This window comes from Edwardsiella piscicida (genome assembly GCF_001896205.1).
GTDB lineage: Bacteria > Pseudomonadota > Gammaproteobacteria > Enterobacterales > Enterobacteriaceae > Edwardsiella > Edwardsiella piscicida.
In genome coordinates this window covers 3,724,745-3,749,661 of the sequence record NZ_MPNU01000001.1, presented here as the reverse complement: position 1 = coordinate 3,749,661, position 24,917 = coordinate 3,724,745, and the positions used below count along the sequence as shown (strand labels likewise).

At 61.5% G+C, this 24,917-nt stretch carries 19 protein-coding genes; 7 read left to right on the top strand and 12 right to left on the bottom strand.

The window, feature by feature from the left end; genetic code table 11:
- Window positions 1-138: 138 nt before the first annotated feature.
- Complete coding sequence (locus BRD58_RS17300) at window positions 139-981, bottom strand: 23S rRNA (adenine(2030)-N(6))-methyltransferase RlmJ (protein ID WP_012850163.1); 843 nt, start codon at window positions 979-981, stop codon at window positions 139-141.
- 165 nt (window positions 982-1,146) lie between these two features.
- On the opposite strand from BRD58_RS17300, the gene BRD58_RS17295 reads away from it, so the two are divergent.
- The 3 genes from BRD58_RS17295 to rsmJ all read left to right on the top strand — a co-directional run bounded on the left by BRD58_RS17295 (window position 1,147) and on the right by rsmJ (window position 4,557).
- Window positions 1,147-1,620, top strand: a complete 474-nt coding sequence (locus BRD58_RS17295) for an HIT family protein (RefSeq protein ID WP_069579503.1) — start codon at window positions 1,147-1,149, stop codon at window positions 1,618-1,620.
- 142 nt (window positions 1,621-1,762) lie between these two features.
- Entirely contained in the window at window positions 1,763-3,805 is a 2,043-nt protein-coding gene (gene prlC, locus BRD58_RS17290; RefSeq protein ID WP_012850161.1) for an oligopeptidase A, read from the top strand.
- On the top strand, window positions 3,805-4,557 hold the full coding sequence (gene rsmJ, locus BRD58_RS17285; RefSeq protein WP_069579501.1) for a 16S rRNA (guanine(1516)-N(2))-methyltransferase RsmJ: 753 nt from the start codon (window positions 3,805-3,807) through the stop codon (window positions 4,555-4,557). The genes prlC and rsmJ overlap by 1 nt, the downstream gene beginning before the upstream one ends.
- Here rsmJ and BRD58_RS17280 read toward each other — a convergent pair.
- From BRD58_RS17280 to BRD58_RS17255, 6 genes are all read right to left on the bottom strand, one after another.
- Window positions 4,539-5,159: a KpsF/GutQ family sugar-phosphate isomerase gene (locus BRD58_RS17280; protein WP_069579499.1), complete on the bottom strand. Its 621-nt coding sequence runs from the start codon at window positions 5,157-5,159 to the stop codon at window positions 4,539-4,541. The two genes, rsmJ and BRD58_RS17280, sit on opposite strands and share 19 nt — an antisense overlap.
- Window positions 5,156-6,793 carry an FGGY-family carbohydrate kinase gene (locus BRD58_RS17275; protein WP_012850158.1) on the bottom strand — a complete coding sequence of 546 codons (1,638 nt, stop codon included), beginning with the start codon at window positions 6,791-6,793 and terminating at the stop codon, window positions 5,156-5,158. The genes BRD58_RS17280 and BRD58_RS17275 overlap by 4 nt, the downstream gene beginning before the upstream one ends.
- 16 nt (window positions 6,794-6,809) lie before the next feature.
- On the bottom strand, window positions 6,810-7,763 hold the full coding sequence (locus BRD58_RS17270) for an ABC transporter permease (protein WP_015462481.1): 954 nt from the start codon (window positions 7,761-7,763) through the stop codon (window positions 6,810-6,812).
- A gap of 1 nt (window position 7,764) precedes the next feature.
- Window positions 7,765-8,754: an ABC transporter permease gene (locus tag BRD58_RS17265; RefSeq protein ID WP_012850156.1), complete on the bottom strand. Its 990-nt coding sequence runs from the start codon at window positions 8,752-8,754 to the stop codon at window positions 7,765-7,767.
- Entirely contained in the window at window positions 8,747-10,243 is a 1,497-nt protein-coding gene (locus BRD58_RS17260) for a sugar ABC transporter ATP-binding protein (RefSeq protein WP_012850155.1), read from the bottom strand. Before BRD58_RS17260 ends, BRD58_RS17265 begins: the two co-directional genes overlap by 8 nt.
- A gap of 126 nt (window positions 10,244-10,369) precedes the next feature.
- Window positions 10,370-11,362: an autoinducer 2 ABC transporter substrate-binding protein gene (locus BRD58_RS17255; protein ID WP_041692814.1), complete on the bottom strand. Its 993-nt coding sequence runs from the start codon at window positions 11,360-11,362 to the stop codon at window positions 10,370-10,372.
- A 528-nt stretch (window positions 11,363-11,890) separates the two neighbouring features.
- Between BRD58_RS17255 and BRD58_RS17250 the strand changes: the two genes are divergently transcribed.
- Together BRD58_RS17250 and BRD58_RS17245 are read left to right on the top strand one after the other, a co-directional pair.
- The gene (locus BRD58_RS17250; protein ID WP_073383979.1) at window positions 11,891-12,604 is read left to right on the top strand and encodes a response regulator transcription factor; all 714 of its coding nucleotides are present in this window, start codon (window positions 11,891-11,893) and stop codon (window positions 12,602-12,604) included.
- Window positions 12,601-14,067, top strand: a complete 1,467-nt coding sequence (locus BRD58_RS17245; protein WP_034168505.1) for a sensor histidine kinase — start codon at window positions 12,601-12,603, stop codon at window positions 14,065-14,067. Before BRD58_RS17250 ends, BRD58_RS17245 begins: the two co-directional genes overlap by 4 nt.
- A gap of 9 nt (window positions 14,068-14,076) precedes the next feature.
- Here the strand turns inward: BRD58_RS17245 and gdhA are convergent, their stop codons facing one another.
- The 3 genes from gdhA to uspA form a co-directional block, all read right to left on the bottom strand.
- Window positions 14,077-15,423: an NADP-specific glutamate dehydrogenase gene (gdhA, locus tag BRD58_RS17240; protein WP_073383802.1), complete on the bottom strand. Its 1,347-nt coding sequence runs from the start codon at window positions 15,421-15,423 to the stop codon at window positions 14,077-14,079.
- Window positions 15,424-15,600: 177 nt separating this feature from the next.
- Window positions 15,601-17,076: a dipeptide/tripeptide permease DtpB gene (dtpB, locus tag BRD58_RS17235; protein WP_012850149.1), complete on the bottom strand. Its 1,476-nt coding sequence runs from the start codon at window positions 17,074-17,076 to the stop codon at window positions 15,601-15,603.
- Window positions 17,077-17,355: 279 nt separating this feature from the next.
- The gene (gene uspA, locus BRD58_RS17230) at window positions 17,356-17,793 is read right to left on the bottom strand and encodes a universal stress protein UspA (RefSeq protein WP_012850148.1); all 438 of its coding nucleotides are present in this window, start codon (window positions 17,791-17,793) and stop codon (window positions 17,356-17,358) included.
- A gap of 598 nt (window positions 17,794-18,391) precedes the next feature.
- On the opposite strand from uspA, the gene uspB reads away from it, so the two are divergent.
- Both uspB and BRD58_RS17220 read left to right on the top strand, forming a co-directional pair.
- The gene (gene uspB / locus BRD58_RS17225) at window positions 18,392-18,727 is read left to right on the top strand and encodes a universal stress protein UspB (RefSeq protein ID WP_012850146.1); all 336 of its coding nucleotides are present in this window, start codon (window positions 18,392-18,394) and stop codon (window positions 18,725-18,727) included.
- Window positions 18,728-18,961: 234 nt separating this feature from the next.
- Entirely contained in the window at window positions 18,962-20,311 is a 1,350-nt protein-coding gene (locus BRD58_RS17220) for a sodium-dependent transporter (protein ID WP_012850145.1), read from the top strand.
- An 83-nt stretch (window positions 20,312-20,394) separates the two neighbouring features.
- Here the strand turns inward: BRD58_RS17220 and pitA are convergent, their stop codons facing one another.
- On the bottom strand, window positions 20,395-21,891 hold the full coding sequence (pitA, locus tag BRD58_RS17215) for an inorganic phosphate transporter PitA (RefSeq protein ID WP_015462477.1): 1,497 nt from the start codon (window positions 21,889-21,891) through the stop codon (window positions 20,395-20,397).
- Between the two features lie 285 nt (window positions 21,892-22,176).
- Entirely contained in the window at window positions 22,177-24,888 is a 2,712-nt protein-coding gene (gene mgtA, locus BRD58_RS17210) for a magnesium-translocating P-type ATPase (RefSeq protein WP_012850143.1), read from the bottom strand.
- Window positions 24,889-24,917: the final 29 nt, after the last annotated feature.

Sequence of the window (24,917 nt, the reverse complement as noted above, 5' to 3'; positions counted from 1 at the left end):
GCAAAGTCCCTCTGCCGGAGACAGGATGGCGAGATACCGCCGCTATTTGCAGGTTTGCTTTGGAGTGTAACGCTGCGGTGGGCCGACGGCAAAATCTTGCCGTCGGCAGGGCACAAATTCCGTATGAAGCGCGTGGAATTACTCTGGGACGATCCAGCTGACGCTGGCGTGGCCGGTTCCCTGCGGAACCAGCGCTTGGTGCAGCCAAGGCAGCAGGCTGCGCATCTGCTCTTCCAGCTTCCACGGCGGATTGATGACGATCATCCCGGAGGCGGTCATCCCGCGCTGATCGCTGTCCGGGCGTACCGCCAGCTCAATCTGCAGGATACGGCGGATGCCGGTCTCCTCCAGGGCATGGACCATGCGCCTGATGTTCTGACGCAGCACCACCGGGTACCACAGTGCATAGGTACCGGTGGCAAAGCGTTTGTGCCCCTCCTGGATCCCTTTCACCACATCCTGATAGTCGCTCTTCAGCTCATAGGGCGGATCGATCAGGATCAGGCCGCGCCGTGTCGCCGGCGGCAGCTGAGACTTGAGCTGCTGGTAGCCATTTTCACGGACGACCCGGGCGCGCTCGTCTTTCTGGAATTCGGCGCGCAGCAGCGGAAAGTCGCTGGGATGCAGCTCGCTCAGGTGCAGACGATCCTGCTCGCGCAGCAGCTGACGGGCGATCAGCGGAGAGCCCGGGTAATAGCGCAGCTGGCCGGCGCGGTTGAAGTGGCGCACGGCGTCCATATACGGCGTCAGCGCCTCCGGCAGATCGTCGCGCTGCCATAAGCGGGCGATCCCCTCCAGGTATTCGCCGGTCTTCTCGGCATGTTCGCCGCTGAGCAGATAGCGCCCGGCGCCGGCGTGGGTATCGAGGTACAGGAACGGTTTGTCCTTTTCCTTAAGCGCCGCGATGATCAGGCTTTGGACGGTGTGCTTGAGAACGTCGGCGTGGTTGCCGGCATGAAAACTGTGACGGTAACTTAACATAGGGTGGTTTGCTTCTGGTGAGTCGTTCGGGTTAAAAATGAAGCCTGATTGATGCGGCCGCGGCAGGCAGAAACCGGCGCGGCGCGATATTGGATAAAGTATACCCCATTTCATGAGCCGAGGCGTGATAAACCCGCGCGCCGCCGTTGAGAAGAGGCGAAGGTGATGTGCTGTATTTTTTGTCAAATAGTACGCGGCGAGGCGCCGTGCCATAAGATCTGGGAAGATGACGCGCATCTGGCTTTCCTGTCTATCTATCCCAATACGGACGGGTTCAGCGTGGTGATCCCCAAGCGCCATTACCCTAGCTATGCGTTCGATATGCCTGATGACGCGCTGACGCGCCTGATGCTGGCGACCAAGACGGTGGCTCGGCGGCTCGATGCCGCCTTTGAGGATGTGGGCCGCTGCGGCATGTTTTTTGAGGGGTTTGGCGTGGATCACGTTCACAGCAAGCTGTTCCCGATGCACGGCACCGCCAATATGGACGAGTGGCGGCCGATAGAGACGCGCAGCCAGCGCTTCTTTACCCGCTACGAAGGCTACCTTTCCTCCCACGATGCACCGCGCGCCGATGACGCACGACTGGCCGAGCTGGCACAGCATATTCGGTGCGTTGCCGCCGCCGCGACCCCCTAGACCGTGCGCGCAGAGATTGATTTTCTGCGCCGCAGTCCCCATCCTAGTTTCAATACGCCTTATTTTATCCGCGGCGTCACGCGGCGGATATCCCGATTTCAGGGCTGCTGCGTCAGCCCTGCCGACCATAGGACACTTGCCGATGACCAATCCTTTGCTGACTCCCTTTGTGCTTCCGCCCTTTTCTCGCATTACGCCGCAGGACGTGGTTCCGGCGGTGAGCGCGGCGCTGGCCGACTGCCGCGCCGCGGTAGAGCGCGTGGTGGCGCAGACCGGCCCCTTTACCTGGGAGAACCTGGTCCAGCCGCTGGCCGAGGCCGACGATCGTTTAGGGCGTATTTTTTCGCCGGTCAGCCATCTCAACGCGGTAAAAAACAGCCCGGAGCTGCGGGCAGCCTATGAGCAGTGCCTGCCGCTGCTGTCGGAGTACGGCACCTGGGTCGGCCAGCATCAGGGGCTGTATCAGGCCTACCGCCAGTTGAAGGCGGGAGAGGGCTACATGGCGCTGGACAAGGCCCAGAAGCGGGCGGTGGATAATGCGCTGCGCGACTTTGAGCTGTCCGGTATCGGCCTGCCGCCGGAGGCGCAGAAGCGCTACGGCGAAATCGTCATGCGCCTGTCTGAGCTGGGCTCCGCCTTTAGCAATAATGTGCTGGATGCGACCATGGGTTGGAGCAAGCTGGTGACGGAGAAGGCGGCGCTGGCTGGCCTGCCGGAGAGTGCGCTGGCGGCGGCCCAGGCGCTGGCGTCGTCACGTGGTCAGCAGGGGTGGCTGCTGACGCTGGATATGCCGAGCTACCTGCCGGTGATGACCTATGCCGACAACCGCGAACTGCGCTATGAGATGTACCGCGCCTTCACGACGCGCGCCTCCGATCAGGGGCCGAACGCCGGTGAGTGGGACAACGGCGCCATCATGAACGAAACGCTGGCGCTGCGCCACGAGCTGGCCCAGCTGCTGGGCTTTGCCAGCTACGCCGACAAGTCGCTGGCGACCAAGATGGCTGAAAACCCGCAGCAGGTGCTGGGGTTCCTCAACGATCTGGCGCAGCGCGCCCAAAAACAGGGGGCGGCGGAACTGGAGCAGCTCAGTGCCTTTGCCCTGCGTCACTATGGCGTCAGCGAGCTGGCGCCCTGGGACATCACCTACTACAGCGAAAAACAGAAGCAGCATCTCTACGCCATCAGCGACGAGGAGCTGCGCCCCTACTTCCCCGAGCCGACGGTGCTGAGCGGGCTGTTTGAGGTGGTGCATCGCATCTATGGCATTACGGCCAAAGAGCGTCACGACGTGGATGTCTGGCATCCGGAGGTGCGTTTCTTTGAGCTGTACGGCAGCGACGGTGAGCTGTGCGGTAGCTTCTACCTGGATCTGTACGCGCGTGAACACAAGCGCGGCGGCGCCTGGATGGACGACTGCGCCGGGCGTCTGCGCCGCGCCGACGGCAGCCTGCAGAAGCCGGTGGCCTACCTGACCTGTAACTTCAACCGTCCGCTGGGCGATAGCCCGGCGCTGTTTACCCACGGCGAAGTGACCACCCTGTTCCACGAGTTTGGCCACGGCTTACACCATATGCTGACCCGTATCGACACCCCGGGAGTGTCCGGGATCAACGGGGTACCGTGGGATGCGGTCGAGCTGCCGAGCCAGTTTATGGAGAACTGGTGCTGGGAGCCGGAGGCGTTGGCCTTTATCTCCGGCCACTATCAGAGCGGCGAGCCGCTGCCGCAGGCGATGCTGGATCGGATGCTGGCGGCGAAGAACTATCAGTCGGCGCTGTTTATCCTGCGCCAGCTGGAGTTCGGACTGTTTGATTTCCGTCTGCACACCGAGTTCGACCCGTCGCAGGGCGCGCAGATCATGGAGACCCTGCGCCAGGTCAAGGCGCTGGTGGCGGTCGTGCCGTCGCCGGAGTGGGGACGTTTTCCGCATGCGTTCAGCCACATCTTCGCCGGCGGCTATGCGGCCGGCTACTACAGCTATCTGTGGGCTGAGCTGCTGTCGGCGGATGCCTTCTCCCGCTTTGAGGAGGAGGGGATCTTTAACGTTGATACCGGGCGCGCCTTCTTGGATAACGTGCTGTCGCAGGGGGGCTCCGATGAGCCGATGACTCTGTTTAAAGCGTTCCGCGGGCGTGAGCCGCAGATCGATGCCATGCTGCGTCATTACGGGATTAAGGGCTGATGGCGGCGGTTCAGCTGCTGGTGGAAGAGGGTGCCGATGCGACGGCGCTGAGCGCGCTGGCGCAGCGCTGGGGGCTGTGTCACGACGCCGACGCCGTACTGGCGCTGGTGCTGACGCCGCAGCGCCTGGAGCTGCGCAAGCTAGATGAGCCAAAGCTGGGGGCTATTTTCGTCGATTTCGTCGGCGGGACGCTGGCGCACCGTCGCCGCTTTGGCGGCGGCCGCGGCGAGGCGGTGGCCAAGGCGGTCGGCATTAAGGGCGGCTACCTGCCGGCGGTGGTGGACGCCACCGCCGGGCTAGGCCGCGATGCGTTTGTACTGGCGTCGCTGGGATGCCGCGTGCGGATGCTGGAGCGCCACCCGGTGGTGGCGGCGTTGCTGGATGACGGTCTACAGCGCGGCTATGCCGATGCGGAGATCGGTCCGTGGCTGCGCGAGCGGCTGACCCTGCTGCACGCCTCCAGCATCGAGGCGCTGGCCACGCTGAGTCCGCGTCCAGAGGTGGTTTATCTGGATCCGATGTTCCCCCACCGGCAGAAAAGCGCGCTGGTGAAGAAAGAGATGCGGGTGTTTCAGGCGCTGGTCGGCGCCGATGACGACGCCGACGCCCTGCTGGCGCCGGCGCGCCGTTTGGCCACCAAGCGGGTGGTGGTTAAGCGGCCAGACTATGCGCCGCCGCTGGCCGACGTCGCGACCCCTAACGCCACCCTGACCAAAAGCCACCGCTTCGATATCTACGCACCGCTGGCCTGATCGTCCGTGCTGCGGCGTAGGCTTAGCCCCACGTCGCCGCCGGGATGCACGCTCAGCAGCGTCTGGCGATCGTAGCCGCTGCGCTGCATCAGACAGGCGCAGGCGGCATCGAACAGGGCCAACACCAAGATGATGGAGGTGGTGGCCAGCATGTTGAGCGGGTCTATCTCGCGCTGTACCCCGGTCGCCAGCGTCAGCTGCGCCGCGCGGGCGATGGCCGAGCGTGGATTTTCCGTTACGGCGATCAGGGGAACCCCCTTCGCCTGTAGCGCCGGCAGCAGGCGGGTCAGCTCCTCCGAATTGCCGCCGCGCGAGATGAGGATCACCAGATCGTCGCCGCGCAGAAAGCCAAGGTCGCCATGGGCCGCGTCAGTGGCGTTGAGATAGATGGCCGGACGCTCTACGCAGGCCAGCATGTGCGCGACTTTACGCGCGGCGATCCCCGAGGTGCCGACGCCGCTGACCACGATCTTGCCCCGGCACCCGGATAGCCGATCCAGCAGCTGCTGCCACTGCTCGGCGTCCAGCCGCTGCGCCAGCTGTGTCAGCTCGGCGCTATAGATTTGCCAGGCCGTCTGCGCCTGATGCCATTCCGCCGTCATTCCGCCTCCTGCATCAGCTGGCGATACTTCATATGGTCCTGATACATTTCATGGAACACCCGGTATTTGCGATCGTAGTAGCGCTTGATGCTGTTGGTCTGCGGCGTGACGGTCTTGCCGATGCGGCTCATGGCGCCCATCGCCTCCGGCAGGGTGTCAAAGACGCCGGCCGCGACGGTGCCCATCATGGCGCCGCCCAGCAGCATCGCCTCGCCTTCGACGGGCAGCAGCATGGCGCAGCCGGTGGCGTTGGCGTGCTCCTGAACAAAGATCGGGTTCTTGGTGCCGCCGCCGCTGGCCATGATGGTGTCGATGCGGTAGCCGCTCTGGTTCATGGTTTCGATGATATGGCGGGTGCCCAAAGCGATCGCCTGGATGGTCGCCAGATACTGTAGCGCCAGATCCTCCGGGGTTCGCGACAGCTTCAGGCCGCTCATGACGCCGCTCAGGGTCGGGTTGGCGCGCGGCGAGCGGTTACCGTGAAAATAGGGCAGGACGTGGATATCGCGGGTCAGGAAAGCGATATTTTCCGGCTCTCCTGCCATTTTACGCAGCAGGGCGTTGAGCACTTCATAGATGGTCTGCCCGTTGGCCTTGGCCTGCGCCAGCAGCGGGGCGTAGCAGGGATGGGACTGGATGACGTGATCGATCAGGGCGCCGGTCGCGGACTGTCCCCCCTCGTTCAGCCAGTAGCCCGGCAGGATTGCCGAATAGTAAGGTCCCCATACGCCGCCGATAAAGCGCGCGGTGGGCGACATGGCCATATGGCCGGTGGAGGTGCCGCCGATCAGGGCGATGCGGCGATCGAAGTCGGCCACGTCACCGCTGACGCCGCTGGCGCCCAGGGTTCCCAGCGTGCCGGCGTGGGCATCGATGATCGAGACGCTGACCGCGGTGCCGGGGATCAGGCCCATCTCGCGCGCCGCGCGTTCGGTCAGGCCGTAGCCCAACGGCTCTCCCATGGTTTTGACTTCGCGGCCGATCTTGGCGGCATCGTGCGCCAGCAGATCCTCTAGCCCTATCTCGCGGAAGTAGCTCTCATCCCAGCGGTTTTCGTGCCCCAGATAGGTCCATTTACAGACGGTGGAGCAGAGGGAGCGGGTGTCATCCTGGGTGGCGCGCCAGGTCAAAAAGTCCGGCAGGTCAAAGAAGTAGCCGGCGTTGGCCCAGGTGGTCGGCATATGCTGTTTTAGCCACAGCAGCTTGGGCGTCTGCATCTCCGGCGAGATAATGCCGCCGACGAAGTCCAGCACCCGGTGGTGGGTGGTGTTGATGCGCTCCGCCTGGGCGATGGCGCGGTGATCCATCCAGACGATGATGTTCTGTTCGCTGCGCCCGGAGGGGCTGATGGTCAGTGGTTTGCCTTCGCTGTCCAGCACCACCAGCGAACAGGTGGCATCGAATCCCATTCCTTTGATTTGAATTGGGTTAATGTCGGCCTGGCTCACGGCGTCGCGCACCGCGTTACACACCGCCTGCCAGATGTTGTCGGACGACTGTTCGACAAAGTCGGCCTGGGGGCGGTAGAGGTCGATTTCGCGCGTTGCCTGACCGACCATTCGTCCGCTGAGGTCAAAGACACCGGCGCGCGCGCTGCCGGTTCCCACATCTACGCCAATAAAGTAGCTTGCCATGAATTTTCTCCTGAAATCAGGCTGTTCGATTCTGTAATGCAATAAACAGGATCAGCACACCGCCCCACAGGGCCATGGTCAGGTAGCTGCTGACGCCCAGCAAATTGAGTCCGCTCTCCAGCATCTGCAGCACGATCAGCGCCAGCACCAGCCCCAGAATACGGCCAAATCCGCCGTCCGGGTTAATCCCGCCGAGCACGGAGGCCAGAATCGTGACCAGCAGGTAGGACTCCCCGTAGCCGGCCTTGGCCGAGTTGAACTTGGCCATCATCAGCAGCGCCGCGGCCCAGCCGAGCAGGGCCGAAATGATATAGACGGCGATCTGTACGCGGGCGGTGTCCACTCCGCTGAAGCGGGTCGCCTGTTGGTTGGAGCCGACCAGATACAGGCTGCGTCCTAAGGTGGTGTGCTCCAGCAGGAGCCACAGCGCGGCGGCGACGGCCAGGAACAGCAGCATGGCCAGGGGGATCCCCAGCAGGGAGGCGCTGCCGAGCTGCTGGATCAGCGGCGGGAAGCCGGCGATCACCGCGCCGTTGGAGAGCAGGATATTGAGTCCGGTGAGCAGCGTCATGGTGCCCAGCGTCGCCAGAATCGGCGACACGCCGACCCAGGCGATCAGGGCACCGTTGAGGGCGCCGATCGCGACGGCCACCAGTAGACCCGCCAGCAGCGCCAGCACCAGGAAGGCCGGCTGGTCGGGGTGGCTGACGATAATGGCGGCCATCACCAGCGAGCAGGCGTTGGCACCGGCGATGATCGACAGGTTAATGCCGCCGGTCAGCATGGTCACGCCCATGCCGAGCGCCAGCATGCCCAGGATCGGCAGCTGGGAAGCGATGGATTGAAAGTTGGCTACGCTGAAGAAGCGGCTGCCGAGCAGCGCGGAAAACAGCAGCGCGACGACAACGATAATCAGGCACTGCAGGCGAATGATGCGATCGCCGGGCAGCAGGCGCGCAAAGGCGTTCATGTTATAGCTCCTTGGCCAGTTTGCGTTTTTCGTTCCAGGCGGTGCTGCTGATGCTGATCAGGATGATCAGTCCGCTGAGTACCGTATGCCAGTAGGAGGAGACGCCGAGCAGCGTTAGGCCGTTCTGCAAAAAGGCCAGCAGAATGACCCCCAGCAGGGTGCCGGTCAGGGTACCGCGCCCGCCGGCCATGCTGGTGCCGCCGAGCACCACCGCCGCCAGCACCGTCAGCTCAAAGCCGAGCAGCGAGTTAGGCGCCACCGACTGGGTGATCTGTGCCTGAACCACCGCCGCCACGCCGGCCAGGATCCCCATATAGCCGTAGACATAGAAGTGCAGACGCAGCAGGTTCATGCCCAGGCGAGAGGCGGCGTCGCGGTTGCCGCCCATGGCATAGATCTGACGCCCGAGGCGGGTGTGGTTCATCAGCACGGCGGTCAGCGCGACGGTGCCGCCCAGGCACAGCAGCGGCAGCGTCAGACCATAGTCATAGCCGTCGGCGCCGGTAAAGGAGAGGTAGTTGACCCCCTCCATAAACCAGTCGGGAAAGCCGTACAGCCAGGTGCCCTTGGTCAGGTAGACCAGCAGCCCATAGTAGAGATTCAGGGTCGCGATGGTAATGATGATCGCCGGTACTCGCAGCCAGTAGACCAAGAAACCGTTACACAGCCCCAGCAGCAGCCCCACGGCGATGGCCATGGCGAAGGCCAGCGGAAAGCTGCCGCCGTGGGTGATGATCCAGCTGGCCATCACGTACTGGGCGATGGCGGTCATCGCCGGGAAGGAGATATCGATCCCGCCGGCGATCAGCACCACGAACAGGCCGCAGGCCAGGATCCCGAGAATGGCGTAGCTGGTGGCGACGTCCGTCAGGTTACCCAGCGAGAAGAACTCATCGGTTGCCAGCGAGAGCCCCAGCGCCAGGGCGATGACCAGCAGCCCGAGATAGGCTTCGTGTCGCCCCGCCAGGCGGGAAAGGAAGGCGTTATGCATTGACCACCTCGGCAATATCCTGTTCGCAGCAGCGCTGCGGTAAAAATTCAGCCACCAGGGCGCCTCGGCGCATCACCAGGATGCGGTGGCTGTTGTAGTAGGCCTCCGGGATCTCATCGCAGATCATCAGCACCGCCATGCCCTGCTGGGCCAGATCGCGGGCGATCTGGTAGATCCCTTCTTTGTTGGCGATATCGACGCCGACGGTCGGCGAATCGAGGATCAGAATGCGGGGGCGGGTCGCGACCCACTTGGCGATGGCGATGCGCTGCGCATTGCCGCCGGAGAGGGTCTTGACCGGCAGCGCGCTGTCGGCCACCTTGATATTCAGCTCACGGATCAGTCGCTGAACCAGCGCATTGGCGCGCTGATGATCGAGCAGTCCGGCCTTGGTGTGCAGCTGGTCGAAGACGGTCACGATGGTGTTGTCATAGATGGACTGATCCATGATCAGCCCCTGGGTCAGGCGATCCTCCGAGACGTAGCCGATGCCGTGGCGGATGGCGTCGCGGTTGCTGCTCAGGGTGACCGCCTGGCCGTCGATGCAGATCTCGCCGCTGTCGGGGCGGGTCATGCCGAACAGGCTCAGGCACAGCTCGGTGCGTCCGGCGCCCAGCAGGCCGACGATAGAGACGATTTCGCCCTGGTGCAGCGTCAGGCTGATATCGTGATATTTGCCGCGTCGGGTCAGGTTGCGCAGCGCCAGGCGCGGCGCCGCCGTTGAGGCGTCATAGGCCGGCAGCGGCGTATAGTGGAAGCGTTGGCCGGTCATCAGGAAGGCCAGCTCGTGGCTGTCCAGCTCGCTGGCGGGCCAGGTGCCGACCAGCTTGCCGTCGCGCATCACGCTGATGCGATCGGCCACCTCCATCACCTCATCCAGACGGTGGCTGACGAAGACCACGCAAATGCCCGCGCTCTTCAGCTCATTGACCACGCGCAGCAGACCGTTGACCTCTTGGCGGGTCAGGGAGGCGGTGGGCTCATCCATGATCACCAGGCGGGCATCGGCGGCGATGGCGCGGCAGATGGCGACCAGCTGACGATCGGCGATCGACAGCTTCTCCACCTTCTTGTCCGGATCGAGCGTCACGCCGATGCGCTGCATCGCCGCCAGCGCCTGCTGCCGCATGGCGCGGCGGCGTACCCACAGATCGCCGCCCGGCTGGTAGCGATGAATGGCGATGTTTTCCGCCACGCTGAAGTTCGGAAACAGCGACAGATCTTGATAGATAACCTGCACGCCGTAGTGGGCGGAGAGTGAGGGGGTGAGCTGGTGGAACAGTTTGCCATCGATCAGGAGGCGAGCCCCCTTTTCCGGCTGATAGACGCCGGAGATGATTTTGATGATGGTGCTTTTGCCACAGCCGTTCTGGCCGGCCAGGCAGTGTACCTCGCCTTTATTCAGCGTCAGGCTGACCCGATCCAGAGCCAGCACGCCGGGAAACTGTTTACTGATGTTTTCAAGCGTGATGAATGCGCTGCTGTTCATGGGCAATACTCCGCCGGACGCCCCCGGAGGGGCGTCGTCGTATAACGATGGAGAAAATATTCCTGAGCGCCGGCCCGTGCGGCCGGCGGTGTGGGTTTCCCTGGTGATGGCGGCCGTGAGCCGGAATCAGAAACCGAGTGACTGGGCGTTATCTTTGGTCACTTCTAATATTTTATTGAAGCGGATGACGTGATCTTTCGTATCCACATCCGCTTTGCCCAGTCCTTCAATGCTCAGGTCCGGTTTGACCTCCTGGCCCTGCAGCAGGCGATCGGCCACGGTCACCAGCGCATAGCCTGCGTCTTTCGGATCCCACAGCAATACCTGCTTGATATCGCCGCGGATCAGATACGGTGCCGCCTGGGATGGCATGGCGATCCCAACCACGGCCACCTTATCCTTGGCGCGTTTCTTGGCGACCGCCTGACCTGCGCCGATGGGGCCGAGAGAGCCAAAGCCGATAATCCCCTTCAGCTGAGGGTAGGTCTTCATCAGATCCAGCGTGGTGGCGTAGGATTTATCGATGCTTTCGGCCACCGGCAGACGCGAGGTGACTTCGAACATCTCCGGATACTTCTCTTTCTGGTACTTCACGGCGTAGTCAGCCCAGGCGTTGTGCAGCGGCACGGTCAGGGAGCCGACGTAGATGGCGTAGCCCCCTTTGCCACCCATCGCCTTGGCCAGCGCATCGACGTTGGCCTGCGCGTATTTCTGGCTATCGATGGTTTCGATATCCCATTGGCCGATCTGCTGATCCGGTGACTCATGGGTCAGTACCACGATCCCCTTGTCCCGCGCCTTCTTCAGCACCGGCTCCAGCACCTTGGCATCGTTGGGCACCACGATGATGGCATCCACGTTTTTGGCGATCAGATCCTCGATAACCTTGACCTGCTGAGCCGGGTCCGGCGTGGCGGGTCCGGTCTGGTAGGCGTTGACGTCCAACTGCTGCGCCGCTTGGTTTACCCCGGTTTCCATGCGGTTGAACCACGGGATACCGGTGACTTTAGCGACCACGGCAATGTCATGCTTTTCTGCTTTTTCTGCGGCAAACGTCGGGGCCGAAAACATGCACGCAGAGGCTAGGGCGGTAGTGAGCAAGGCGAGTTTGAATTTCATGGCTGAACCTTTGTTGTTGTAAGAGCCCGGGAAAATTCATGACGGAAAGGGTAATGAAGAATGGAAACGATTGGCTGCCCATGGGTGATAAAACGTGATCTATGCCCATTACTGTAAAATAATGGAAAAATAATGGTTAAAAAACGGTGTCTATTAATGATTGCCGTAATTTTATTACCTTCAAGGTGTTAAATATCATGTTTATTGGATCATTTTATTATCTATTTATTAGCATACGGCTTAGCAGTGGTACGCAAAAAGTATGCATTGGATGGGCGATAATCGGTGAATATTTATATTTGTGAGATGAAACGATAATGCAATTTAAATTCATGAAATTTATTGCTGCTGCGAACGATGTCTATCACCTCACCCGCGGCGCGCGCTTCTATCAAGGGGGGCGTTTTCCGTTGCTTTGACTGAAAGTAAACACCATATCGCCGGGATGGCGGGGTTATAAACAAAATGTGATAACTCGTCCTTGGCAGGCCATGTAGACTGGAAAAAACGTTGATGGGGGAGTCGGTGATGACGGGGAAACGAATTCTGGTGGTAGAGGATGACACGCTGATTGCCGAACTGCTGATGCTGCATCTGTGCGATGAGGGATACCAGGTGACCCATGCCGCCGACGGCGATCGGGGGATGGCGCTGGTTGAACAGGGTGGATGGGATGCGCTGATCCTCGATCTGATGCTGCCGGGCGTGGATGGGCTGGATATCTGCCGCCGGGTGCGCGCCATGACCCGCTATACCCCGATCATCATCACCAGCGCCCGCTCCAGCGAGGTTCACCGAGTGCTGGGGCTGGAGCTGGGGGCCGACGATTATCTGGCCAAGCCGTTTTCTATGATTGAGTTGGTCGCCCGGGTAAAGGCGCTGTTTCGTCGCCAGGAGGCGATGGGCCGCAACCTGATGCTGGAGGGGGGACGCCTGAGCTATGGCCCGCTGACCATCGATCCCATGGCGCGGGTGGTGTGGGTGGGAGAGCGGCCGATCGAGCTTACGCCGCGCGAATTCGATCTGCTGTACTTCTTTGCCCGTCACCCCGGGCAGGTATTTTCACGTCTGCAGCTATTGGACAAGGTGTGGGGATACCAGCACGACGGCTACGAGCATACGGTCAATACCCATATTAATCGCCTGCGCACCAAGATCGAGGCCGATCCCGCCGAGCCGGCGCTGATCCTGACCGTCTGGGGCGCCGGCTACAAGTTCGCCGACGCAGGGGGAGCGGTATGAGCCGCCTGAGCCTGTCGCAGCGTCTGGCGCTGGTGTTTGCCCTGCTGCTGCTGGTGTGCAGCGCCCTAACCGGTTGGCTGCAGCTGCGCAGTAATACGCAGTATAGCCAGCAGGTGATCCAGCGCCTGTCCGCGAACCTGGCGCGTCATATCGCCGAGCATAACCCGCTGCTGCAGGCCGACGGCCTGAATCCGGCGTCGGTAAAAAACCTGTTCGATCAGCTGATGGCGGTGAATCCCAGCGTGGAGGTCTATCTGCTGGATGAGCAGGGGCGGATCATCGGCGATGCGGCGCCGCCGGGACGCATCGTGCGCCATCAGGTCAGTCTGGCGCCGATCGCGGCGTTTCTGGCGGGAAAACCGCTGCCGCTGTACGGCGACGACCCGCGCAGCCCAGATGCCCGCAAGGTGTTTAGCGCCGCGCCGCTGTCGCTGAACGGCCATCCGCGCGGCTATCTGTATGTGGTGCTGCTGGGAGAGAACTACAACCGGCTGAGCGACGACGTTCGCTTCGGCTCCGCCTGGCGCATGGCCGGCTGGTCGATAGCCCTGATCCTGATCTGTGGGCTGCTGGCCTGGCTGCTGGTCTACCGCTGGGTCACCCGCCCGGTTCACGCCCTGACGCGTCAGGTGGGGCGTCTGGAGCGCGAGGGGCTGGAGACCGCGCAGCCGGCGACGCTGACCGCGCTGCAGCAGATCCGTGGCGAGGATGAGGTCGCCCAGCTGCAGCGGGCGTTTGGCCGCATGGCGCGCCGGATCACCGAGCAGTGGCAGCGTTTGGCCGATCAGGATCGCCAGCGGCGCGAGTTTATCACCACCGTCTCTCACGATCTGCGCACGCCCCTCACGTCGCTGCATGGCTATCTGGAGACGCTGAGCCTGAAGCGGGATACCCTGAGCGCCGCCGATCGACGGCGTTACCTGGATACGGCGCTGGCCCAAAGCCAGAAGGTCGGGCGTCTGGCGCAGCAGCTGTTTGAGCTGGCGCGCCTGGAGTACGGTGCGGTGAAGCCGCAGCGTGAGCCTTTCTCTTTTAGCGAGCTGCTGCAGGATGTGTTTCAGAAGTTTGAGCTGGCGGCCGAGGCCCGCGGCCTGACGCTGAGCGCCGACGTCGCGACGGGTTTACCGCTGATCTCGGCGGATATCCATATGATGGAGCGGGTACTGACCAACCTGCTGGATAACGCCATACGCCATACGCCGCAGGAGGGGCGCATCGTCGTGCGCCTATGGCAGGAGGAGCGGCGGCTGTGGGTCGAGCTGTGCGACAGCGGCCCCGGCGTCCCCGATGGGCTGCGCAGCGCGTTGTTCCAGCGGCCGCTGTCATCCAGCGGGACGCGTTACGGCACCGGCGGGCTGGGGCTGCTGATCGTAAAACGGATGCTGGAGCTGCACGGCGGGGATATCGCCCTGATCGCGCGACAGCGACAGGGCGCCTGTTTCCGCCTATCGCTGCCGCTGTAGGATGATGGGCTACAGCACGCCCTGCGCCAGCATGGCGTCGGCGACCTTCACGAAGCCCGCGATGTTGGCGCCGCGCACGTAGTGCACCGGCCCGCTCTGACCGCCGCTGTGGTCGACGCAGGCCTGATGGATATCCAGCATGATCTGCTGCAGACGGCGATCGACCTCCTCTGCGCGCCAGCCGAGGCGCGCGGCGTTTTGCGCCATTTCCAGTCCCGAGGTCGCGACCCCGCCGGCGTTGGCCGCCTTGCCGGGGGCAAACAGGACGCCGGCCGCTAAGAACCGATCGGTCGCTTCAATGGTGGTGGGCATGTTGGCCCCTTCGGCCACGGCGCGAACGCCGTTGGCGATCAGGGCCTGTGCGGCGTCGGCATCCAGCTCATTCTGGGTGGCGCAGGGCAGCGCGATATCGACCGGCACGTGCCAAGGCTGGCGTCCCTCCTGATAGATCAGACCAAACTCGCGGGCGTAATCGGCGATCCGGCCATCCGGCGTCGCCTTAATCGCGCACAGGCGGGCCAGCTTCTCCGGGGTAAATCCCGCCTCATCGACCACGCAGCCGTTGGAGTCCGATGCGGTAACGACCCTGGCCCCCAGCGCCATCGCCTTCTCGATGGCGTACTGCGCCACGTTACCGGAGCCGGAAACGGCGATGCGCATGCCCTCCAGCCCCATGGCGTGGCGCCGGAGCATGGCATCGGTAAAATAGACCAGCCCATAGCCGGTGGCCTCTGGGCGCATCAGGCTGCCGCCGAAGGAGAGCCCCTTGCCGGTAAACACGCAGGCGGTGTTGTTGGCGAGCTTTTTCATCATCCCCGCCATATAGCCGACCTCACGCCCGCCGACGCCGATGTCGCCCGCCGGCACGTCGGTATCGGCGCCGAGATGGCGATACAGCTCGGCCATCAGCGCCTGGCAGAAGCGCATGATCTCACCGTCGCTTTTCCCTTTAGGATTAAAATCGCTGCCGCCTTTTCCCCCGCCCATCGGCAGCGTGGTGAGCGCATTTTTAAAGGTCTGCTCAAAGCCGAGAAACTTGAGGATCGACAGATTGACCGAGGGATGAAAGCGCATTCCGCCCTTGAATGGCCCAATGGCCGAGCTGAACTGCACGCGCCAGGCCCGATTTACCTGCACCTGGTTACGGTCGTCCACCCAGCTGACGCGAAATTGGATCACTCGCTCCGGCTCGATCAGCCGCTCCAGCAGGGCGCTATCGCGGTAGTGTGGGTGCTGCTGCAGAAAGGGCCACAGGGTGGTCATGACTTCACGGACGGCCTGTGCAAACTCCGGCTGATGGGGATCGCGCAGCTGGACGTGCTGCATGAATTGATCGACTGATGCGAGGTGAGCCATAAAAACTCCTTGTTATTATAGGATTGCATTCGTTGTGTCGCAGATGCCTGTCGGCAGCCTAAAAAATAGGCTGTCTGGGACTATAGCATCGCGCCACGCGGGCAGCGCAAGGAGTTTTATCGGGAGAAAAAAAGAACAACGCCCTGTGCTGTCAGGGCGTTGTCGAGAAGTGAATAATTAGGCTTTTTGGCCGTCGGCCGGGGTGTTCATCATCCGGTTAAGCCAGGGCACCATCGCCGCCATCACCAGCGTGACGATCAGCGTGGCGATACCGATCTTACCGAAGACGCCGGTATAGATGGGCAGAGTCTGCAGCGGATCGTGGATCCCCGCCGGAACCGCGGTGAAGGTCGCGACGTAGCCGCCGAGCAGGAAGGCGGCGGCCTGGGTCAGGAACCACATCCCCAGAATAAAGCCCATCAGATACTGCGGCACCAGCGCGGCGACCATCGCCAGTCCCAGCGCGCTGATCATCAGCTCCCCGAGGCTCTGGAACAGATAGACCAGCACCACAAACCAGGGCGAGGTTAACCCCTGGGCGTCGGCAAACCACATGCCCGCGGCGGCGGCGGTGAGAAAGCCCAGAGAGCACAGCAGCATTCCCAGAGTAAACTTGGTCGGCATGGTCATGTCACGGCCGCGGCTGCCCAGACGGGTGTAGATCGAGGCCAGAATCGGGCTGGCCACCACGACCCAGAACGGGTTGAGCGCCTGGAAGCTGACCGGGTTAATGGCAAAGCCGAGCAGCTCGTGGCGGACGTTATTGATGGCGAAGAAGTTAAGCGAGGTCGGCATCTGCGCATAGAGAATGTAGAACAGGACGGCTTCGATCATCAGGATGAACGCGACGAACATCCGATTACGCCCGGTTTTATCCTGCTTAAACGCCTCGCGGAAGAAGAAATACAGCACCACCGCGGAGACCGCGATCAGCACGATGTTGGCGACGCCGACGTTATGCATCAGCCAGGCGCAGAGGAAGATCATGACGACGGCCCCGGCCAATACCAGCAGCAGCTTGCCATAGTTCAGCGGCTGATGATCCGGCGCTGAGCCGATGCTGCGCACCATGCCGCGGCAGGCGAAGTAGACCAGCAGGGCGATGATCAGTCCCAGGCCGCACAGGTTATAGGTCACCGCATAGCCGAAGCGTTCGGCGATGATCGGCGCCAGGGAGAGAGAGAGCAGTGAGCCGATGTTGATGGACATGTAAAACAGGGTGAAGGCGCCATCCAGGCGCGGATCCTTCGGCGGGTAGCATTTGGAGAGCAGACTCGCCGGGTTCGCCTTGAACAGGCCATTGCCGACGGCGATGGTACCCAGGGCGATGAAGATCATCTCTGGCTTCAGCAGCGACATGCCGGTCATAAAGTAGCCCAGCGCCAGCACGATGGCGCCGAGCACCATGGTGCGCTTGGTGCCCAGCAGATGGTCGCCGACGTAGCCGCCGATAGAGATCAGGCCGTAGACCAGCGCGGCAAAGGCGCCGAAGGTGATGAAGGCCTGCTCCTGTGAGAAGCCCAGCTGTTTGACGAAAAAGACGGCCAGAATGCCCTGTACGCCGTAATAACCGAAGCGCTCCCACAGCTCAACGAAGAAGATCATGAAGAAGGGCTTGGGTTGGTGGAGTAAACCGGGCGCGGTGTTGTTCATTGTGGTTGATCTCGGATTATTGTTATGTCGTGAAAAGGGTCGGCGTGGCCTGTCACGCCACGACACCATGAAATAGAATGCCATTTTATAAGCAGATGAGCTGCATTAAATGCGGTATGTGCGGCTATTTTATAGTTTATTGTTTTGAAATGACGCGAATGTGGTGGCGGATCACACTATCCTGATGGGGCGGGAGATACGCCGCGGCCAAAATAAAAAACGCCGGCGCGTAGAGACGCGCCGGCGTGGTAAAGAAAGCGTGGAACGAGCGACGTGACGTTAGTCGTCCTCTTCATCCTTCAGCGGAACGATCAGCATGTCGATATGAACGGTATTAATCAGCTGGCGGGCGGAGGACATCAGCTTGCTCCAGAAGTCCTGATGGTGGCCGCACAGGACTAAGTCCATATCGTATTTCTTGATGGCATCCACCAGCACCTGACCGAGATCGCCGCTGCCGCTCAGGGTTTCGGTAATTGGATAGCCCGCGTTTTGCGACAGTTCGGTCAGCGCATGGTGCGTTTCATCGGAGATACGTTTTTGCATATCGCCCAGGTTAACGTCGATCAGGCCGGTATACAGGTCGGAATAGTTGACGTCTACGTGGATCAGCGAAACCTTGGCATCGTAGGGGCGTGCCATGGACACGGCTTTTTCGACCAGTATGTTACTTTCCGGGGAAAGGTCTACAGCAACCAGGATGTGTTTATAAGCCATAAGAGAGCTCCTTCCTAAAGCCGATTAACGGTGATTACAGGTTTCGTCCGCTCCGGTGGGCGCGCTGGCGATGCCTGTATGTTAGCACTGTCCGGACAGCGAGATGTGTCGTGCGGCTCACAGGGTAGTTTTTTGTATGACCATCCCAGAGAAGACCGTGACCGGAGTCAGTTGTAAACGGCGCCCCGTGACTGCAGGACCGCGCCAGGTAACATAATTAACCCATTTTTTATAAGGATCGCCGCAGGGTAAATCAAGCACTGTTTCCCTATTACGTGGAAAAGTTGATTTATCCCCGGAATCCCCATACCCATGGTGCTATTTTTGTGGCTGATTTCGTGAATATATAATGAAATCTATAACCTATAGCGTAGAGAACTCCGGCGCGCCACGCGATATATAAATAATTTTTGTGATCTCTGTACGGGTTGCCGCCAGATTTCCTACACTAAGAACTGGAGACCCCGCACGCCGGGGCTCGCCGTCTCTTCATAACAACACCGTGGGCCGGGGCGAGTCAGCTGCGCCGGCGTTGTCTGTCTGGATAGGGCGTCCACGGCAGGGAGGTTACGCCGTGAGGATGCCGGGAGGGGAAACCATGATTAATACCGTCGCGTTATTTTGGGCGTTGTTTATTGTGTGCGTGGTCAACATGCTGCGTTATTACTCTTCCCTGCGCGCCCTGCTGGTGGTGCTGCGCGGCTGCGATCCGCTGCTGTACCAGTACGTGGACGGCGGCGGTTTCTTTACCAGCCACGGTCAGCCCAGCAAACAGCTGCGCCTGGTGCGCTATATCTACGAGCGCCGTTACTACGATCACCATGACGGGGAGTTTATCCGTCGCTGCGAGCGTCTGCGCCGTCAGTTTATGCTGACCAGCGCCCTGTGCGGGCTGGTGGTGGTCGCGTTGATTGCGCTGACGCTCTGGCACTGAGGGTAAACGGGCGTTGCCTAACGCCCAGGATTGTTATAGGGTGGAGACGAACTTCTTATGATGGATTCGATGACCATGTCAACCCAGCGTCGCCTGCTAAACCTACTTCTTCTCCTTAGCACCTAGGGCGGCCTGCGCACACCATTCATTCTTTCAAGGCCGCCGGATGGCGGCCTTGTTGCAGATACCCTCAAGACGAACTCCGGCGACCCGTAATTCAACCGGAGCGATGTTATGAGTCAAATGTTAGCCAGCGGCCAGACGGCCGCCCGCGGTCCCCAGTGGTCATCGCGGGTGGGACATATCCTGGCCGCCGCCGGATCGGCGATCGGTATCGGCGCCATCTGGAAATTCCCCTATGTGACGGCCACCAACGGCGGTGGCGCGTTTCTGCTGCTGTTTCTGCTGTTTAGCTTTACTCTGGGGCTGGCGGTGTTCATGGCAGAAACGCTGCTGGGCAGCCACAGCCGCCAGAGCGTGGTGAAGGCGTTCAGTCAGATGTGCGGCCGCCGCTGGGGATGGGTGGGCATCTTGGGTATCGTTACCAGCGGGTGTATCTACAGTTTTTACAGCGTGGTCGGTGGCTGGACCGTCGGCTATACGCTGCTGGCCGGCGCCGGTCGCCTGCAGAGCGGCGATGCCTCCGCGCTCCAGGCGCTGTTTAGCCGCTACATCAGCGATCCCTACTGGCCGGTATTGACCCACCTGCTGTTTGCCGCGCTGACCGGCTATGTGGTGCTGGGCGGCGTACAGCGCGGCGTCGAGAAGGCGGTGAAGGTCATGATGCCGCTGCTGCTGCTGATCATGGTGGCGCTGATCGCGATCGGCGTGACGCTGCCGGGCGCCAGCGCCGGCCTGCGGATGTTCCTGCAGCCCGACTTTAGCCATCTGAGCGGGAAAAGCGTGCTGGATGCGCTGGGTCTGGCCTTTTTCTCCCTGTCGGTGGGGTTGGGGATCCACACCACCTACGGCGCCTATCTGCCGGACAGCCGCGGCGTGGCCCGCTCCAGTCTGTGGGTGGTGGCGCTCTCCTGTCTGGTGTGCGTGTTGGCCGGGCTGATGATTTTTCCCGCGCTGAGCGCGGCCGGGCTGGACCCCAGCGCCGGGCCGGGGCTGACCTTTATGACGATGCCGGTGTTCTTTTCCCATCTGCCGTTTGGCAGCCTGTGGGCGCTGGCGTTCTTTGTGCTGCTGCTGCTGGCGGCGCTCTCCTCGTCGATCTCCCTGCTGGAGCATATCGTGGCATTTGCCTGTGGACGCTGGGGGTGGTCGCGGCGTAACGCCACCCTGCTGGTCAGCGCCGGCATCATGACGGCGGGGATCCCGGTGACCCTCTCGTTTGGGCCGCTGGCTCACTACACCCTGGGCGGGCGTACGCTGTTCGATTGGCTGGACTTTATGACCTCTAACCTGATGATGCCGCTGTTCGCCATCGCGATCTGTTTGCTGTTTGGCTGGTCGTCACGACTGGAGGCGCTGCTGCCGGAGACGCTGCCGACGCACTGGCGACGCGCCCTGCGCTTTACCTGGCGCTACGCCGCGCCGCTGTGCATTGGGGTTATTCTGCTGCATGGCGTGATGTAAGGCGCGGGGGACGCACGCGGCCCAGCGCCTATCGGCCAAAAAAAAGCCCGCATTCGCGGGCTTTTTTATCGCTTAGCGGGCCGTTAGACCACGAAGGTGAGCGCCAGCCAGTACAGCAGGCTGGAGATGATGATCGCCATGGGCAGCGTCAGCACCCAGGCCAGCAGGATGTTCTTCACCGTTTTGCCTTGTACGCCGCCGCCGTCGACCAGCATGGTGCCGGTGACCGCAGAGGAAAGTACATGGGTGGTGGAGACCGGCATCCCGGTGTAGCTGGCCACGCCGATGGAGACCGCGGCGGTCATTTGCGCGGAGACCCCCTGCGCGTAGGTCATCCCTTTCTTCCCGATCTTTTCGCCGATGGTGGTGGCGACGCGACGCCAGCCGACCATGGTGCCCAGCGACAGGGCGAGGGCAACGGCGACGATGATCCACATCGGAGCATATTCCACCGTTGCCAGCAGATCTTTGCGCAGATCGGTCAGGAAGCGCTTATTGGTTTCGTTGGTTTCCGGCAGCTTGGCTACCTTACCGGCCGTGTCGGCGACGCACATCAGCAGGCGGCGCATATGGCTGCGCTGATCGACGCTCAGCTGATCGTAGCTTTGCAGATCGGTCAGCATACCCTGCGCGCTGGCGATGGCGACCTGGGCCCGGGCGGGGTCGCAGTGGAAGATCTTGCTGCCGTTGACATCTTCGCTGGCCGGGACTTCCGGCTCCGCGCTGATGACGTGGCTCAGCTCAGCCTGATGCTGACGATAGTACTGGTCCAGGTGGGTAATGGCATCGCGCGTGCGGGCAATATCGTACCCCGTCGCGTCCATGTTCATCACGAAACCGGCCGGGGCGACGCCGATCAGCACCAGCATCAGCAGACCGATCCCTTTCTGTCCATCGTTTGCACCATGGGAAAAGCTGACGCCAATAGCCGATACGATCAGGGCGATACGGGTCCAGAACGGCGGCTTGCGTTTGCCATCGATCTTTTCACGCTCGGCCGGCGTCATATGAATACGGCGACGTTTTTTGGTTCCGCTCCAGTAGCGGCGCAGCATCCAGACGATCAGTCCGGCCAGCAGCAGGCCGACGATCGGCGAGATGATCAGCGAGAGGAAGATCTCAATCATCTTCGGGATGTTCAGCGCATCCACCACGGAGGTATGGGTCATGAGCGCGTTGGTCAGCGCGATGCCGATGATGGCCCCGATCAGGGTGTGGGAGCTGGAGGCCGGCAGGCCGAAATACCAGGTTCCCAGGTTCCAGATGATCGCTGCCAGCAGCAGGGAGAACATCATGGCCAGTCCATGGGCGGAGCCCACGTTCAGCAGCAGGTCGGTCGGCAGCAGGTGAACGATGGCATAGGCCACGCTCAGGCCGCCCAGCATGACGCCGAGGAAGTTAAAAATACCGGACATTACCACGGCGATCTGCGAGCGCAGGGCACGGGTGTAAATCACGGTTGCGACCGCGTTGGCCGTATCGTGGAAGCCGTTGATGGCTTCGTAGAACAGCACAAAGAGCAGCGCGAGAACTAACATTAGGCCAGTATGGAAATCTAGCCCTGCAAAGAGATGTAGCATATGCGTTACGCCAGTTTGTGGACATGAACGCGGCGCATTATCGGCGAGAAGGCTGGGTGGGGAAAAGTAAAATATGACGTTTTTTTGATTTGTCGGCGGCAAAAGTGGGCGGGAAGTTAAGACTACTCTTAGTATTTCATAAAGTTATAAGAATTATTCTGCTAAAAATATTTTATAAGGTGATGGGTTTTTCTATGGCATTTCCTTGTTTATCAGCACGATCCCGACGTATTTTTACCCGAGCGACGCGGCGCGCTGCGTGATATGACAGCGCGCCGCAGGGGGTTAGAACCACTGACCGAAGCGGTGAATATAGAAACGCTTCATCAGCTGCGTCAGAACGCAGTAGCTCAGCAGGATGGCGACCAGCCACGGGAAGTAGGCCAGCGGCAGCGGCTGCAGGCCGATAAAGTGTCCCAGCGGTGAGAAGGGAATATAGATCCCGAGCGCGATGATGATCCCGGTGGTCAGCATCACCGGCAGCGCGGCGCAGCTCTGAATGAACGGGATCTTCTGGGTGCGCAGCATATGCACGACCAGCGTCTGCGACAGCAGTCCCTCGATAAACCAGCCGGACTGGAACAGCGACTCATGGGCAATGCTGTTGGCGGAGAACACGTACCACATCAGGGCGTAGGTGGCGATATCAAACAGGGATGAGGTCGGCCCGATCCACAGCATGAAGCGGCCGATGTTTTTGGCGTCCCATTTACGCGGTTTACGCAGAAACTCCTTGTCCATCCGGTCCCACGGCAGGCTCATCTGCGACAGATCGTACAGCAGGTTCTGCAGCAGCAGCTGAATGGCCAGCATCGGCAGAAACGGGATAAAGGCGCTGGCGACCAGCACGGAGAACACGTTGCCGAAGTTAGAGCTGGCGGTCATATTCAGGTACTTGATGATATTGCCGAAGGTCTCACGCCCGGTGATCACCCCCTGCTCCAGCACCATCAGATCCTTCTCCAGCAGAATGATATCCGCCGACTCTTTGGCAATATCCGTTCCGGTATCGACGGAGATGCCGACATCGGCGTCGCGCAGCGCCGGGGCGTCGTTGATCCCATCGCCGAGAAACCCGACGGTGTGACCATTATTCTGCAGCGCTTTGAGTACCCGGGATTTTTGCAGCGGGCTCAGCTTGGCGAAGACGGTACGCTGCTCCGCTTCCTGCGCCAGCTGTTGGTCGTCCATGCGGTCGATATCGCTGCCCAGCAGGATCTCGCCCGGCGTCAGCCCCACCTCTTGGCAGATCTTGCCCGTGACGGTCGGGTTATCGCCGGTCAGCACTTTGACCACGACGCCGTTTTCGCGCAGCGCGTCAAGGGCGGTGGCGGCGGACTCTTTCGGCGGATCCAGAAAGGTCAGCAGGCCGCACAGGGTCAGGTCGCGCTCGTCGGCAATACTCAGGGGAAACGCGCAGCCATCGTGGCCGAGATCGCGGGTGCCGAGCATCAGCACGCGGAATCCCTGGCGGTTATACCCCTCCGCCAGCGACTGCAGCGCGGCGCGGCGCGCCTCATCCAGCGGCTGTACCTGGCCGTGCTCTTCAATGTGGCTGGCGATGGCCAGCATCTCTTCGACGGCGCCCTTACAGATCAGCGTATGGTGTTGCTGCTCATCGCTGACCACGATAGAGAGGCGGCGCCGGCTGAAGTCAAACGGCAGCTCGTCGATTTTGCTGTAGCCGGCCATCGCCTCAATGGCCGGTTTATCCTGGCCGCAGCGGATCACCGCTTTGTCCATCAGGTTCTTCATGCCGCTCTGGTGATAGCTGTTCAGCCAGGCCAGCTGCAGAACGCGAGGGTTTTCGACGCCCTGGGTATCCAGATAGTGCTCAAGAATAATACGATCCTGGGTCAGGGTGCCGGTCTTATCGGTGCACAGCACATCCATAGCGCCAAAGTTCTGGATGGCGTTGAGGCGCTTCACGACCACCTTACGCCGCGACATGGCGATGGCGCCTTTGGCCAGGTTAGAGCTGACGATCATCGGCAGCATCTCCGGCGTCAGCCCGACGGCGACGGCCAGGGCGAACAGCGCGGCATCGGTCCAGTCGCCTTTGGTAACGCCGTTGATCAGCAGCACGATCGGCACCATGACCAGCATAAAGCGGATCAGCAGCCAGCTGACGCTGTTGACGCCGCGGTCGAACGCGGTCTGCGAGCGGGTGCCGACGATGGACTTGGCCAGCGAGCCGAAGTAGGTGCGGTTACCGGTGGCGACCACGACCGCCCGGGCTGTCCCGCTGGAGACGTTGGTGCCCATCAGACAAACGTTGGCCAGCTCCAGCAGGCTGCCTTCGGCGCTGCAGGGGTCGCTGGACTTCTCACGCACGCTGGCGGTCACGTCATATTTTTCGATCGGCAGGGACTCGCCGGTCAGCACGGCCTGGCTGATAAATAGGTCGCGCGACTCAATCAGCTTCACGTCGGCCGGTACCATATCGCCAGCGGAGAGCAGAATGATGTCGCCCGGCACCAGCTGCTGCATCGGTATCTCGTGGCATTCGCTCTGGGCAAACGGGTGGGCGCGCCGCAGTACGGTTGCCGTGGTGCGGACCATGGACTTCAGCGCCTCGGCGGCCTTATTGGTGCGAAACTCCTGCCAGAAGCGCAGCAGCCCGCTGAGAGAGACCATCACCAGAATGATGATCACCCCGGTCAGATCGGTTGGCTCACCGTGACGCAGTGGGAGCCAGTAATCGGTGAAGAAGCTGATCAGCGCCAGCGCGATCAGTACGTAGATAAAGGGGTTGTTGAACGCCATGAAGAACTGAATCAGCGCCGGCGGCGCCTTTTCATGGGCGACCTGGTTAGGGCCGTGCAGCTGCAGGCGTTCGCGCGCGTCGTCCTCCTCCAGCCCCAGCGTATTGGCGGAGAGGTTGGCCAGGGTGGCGTCCAGGCTGACGCGGGCTTCATCGGCAATCGCGTGGCGTTTTGTCTGTTTTTCCCGGCGGCCGTTAAGAACCGCGGTGTTTTGATCGATCATCTGAGTCATGGTGCGCTACTCATGTGCTGTTTTTTAAG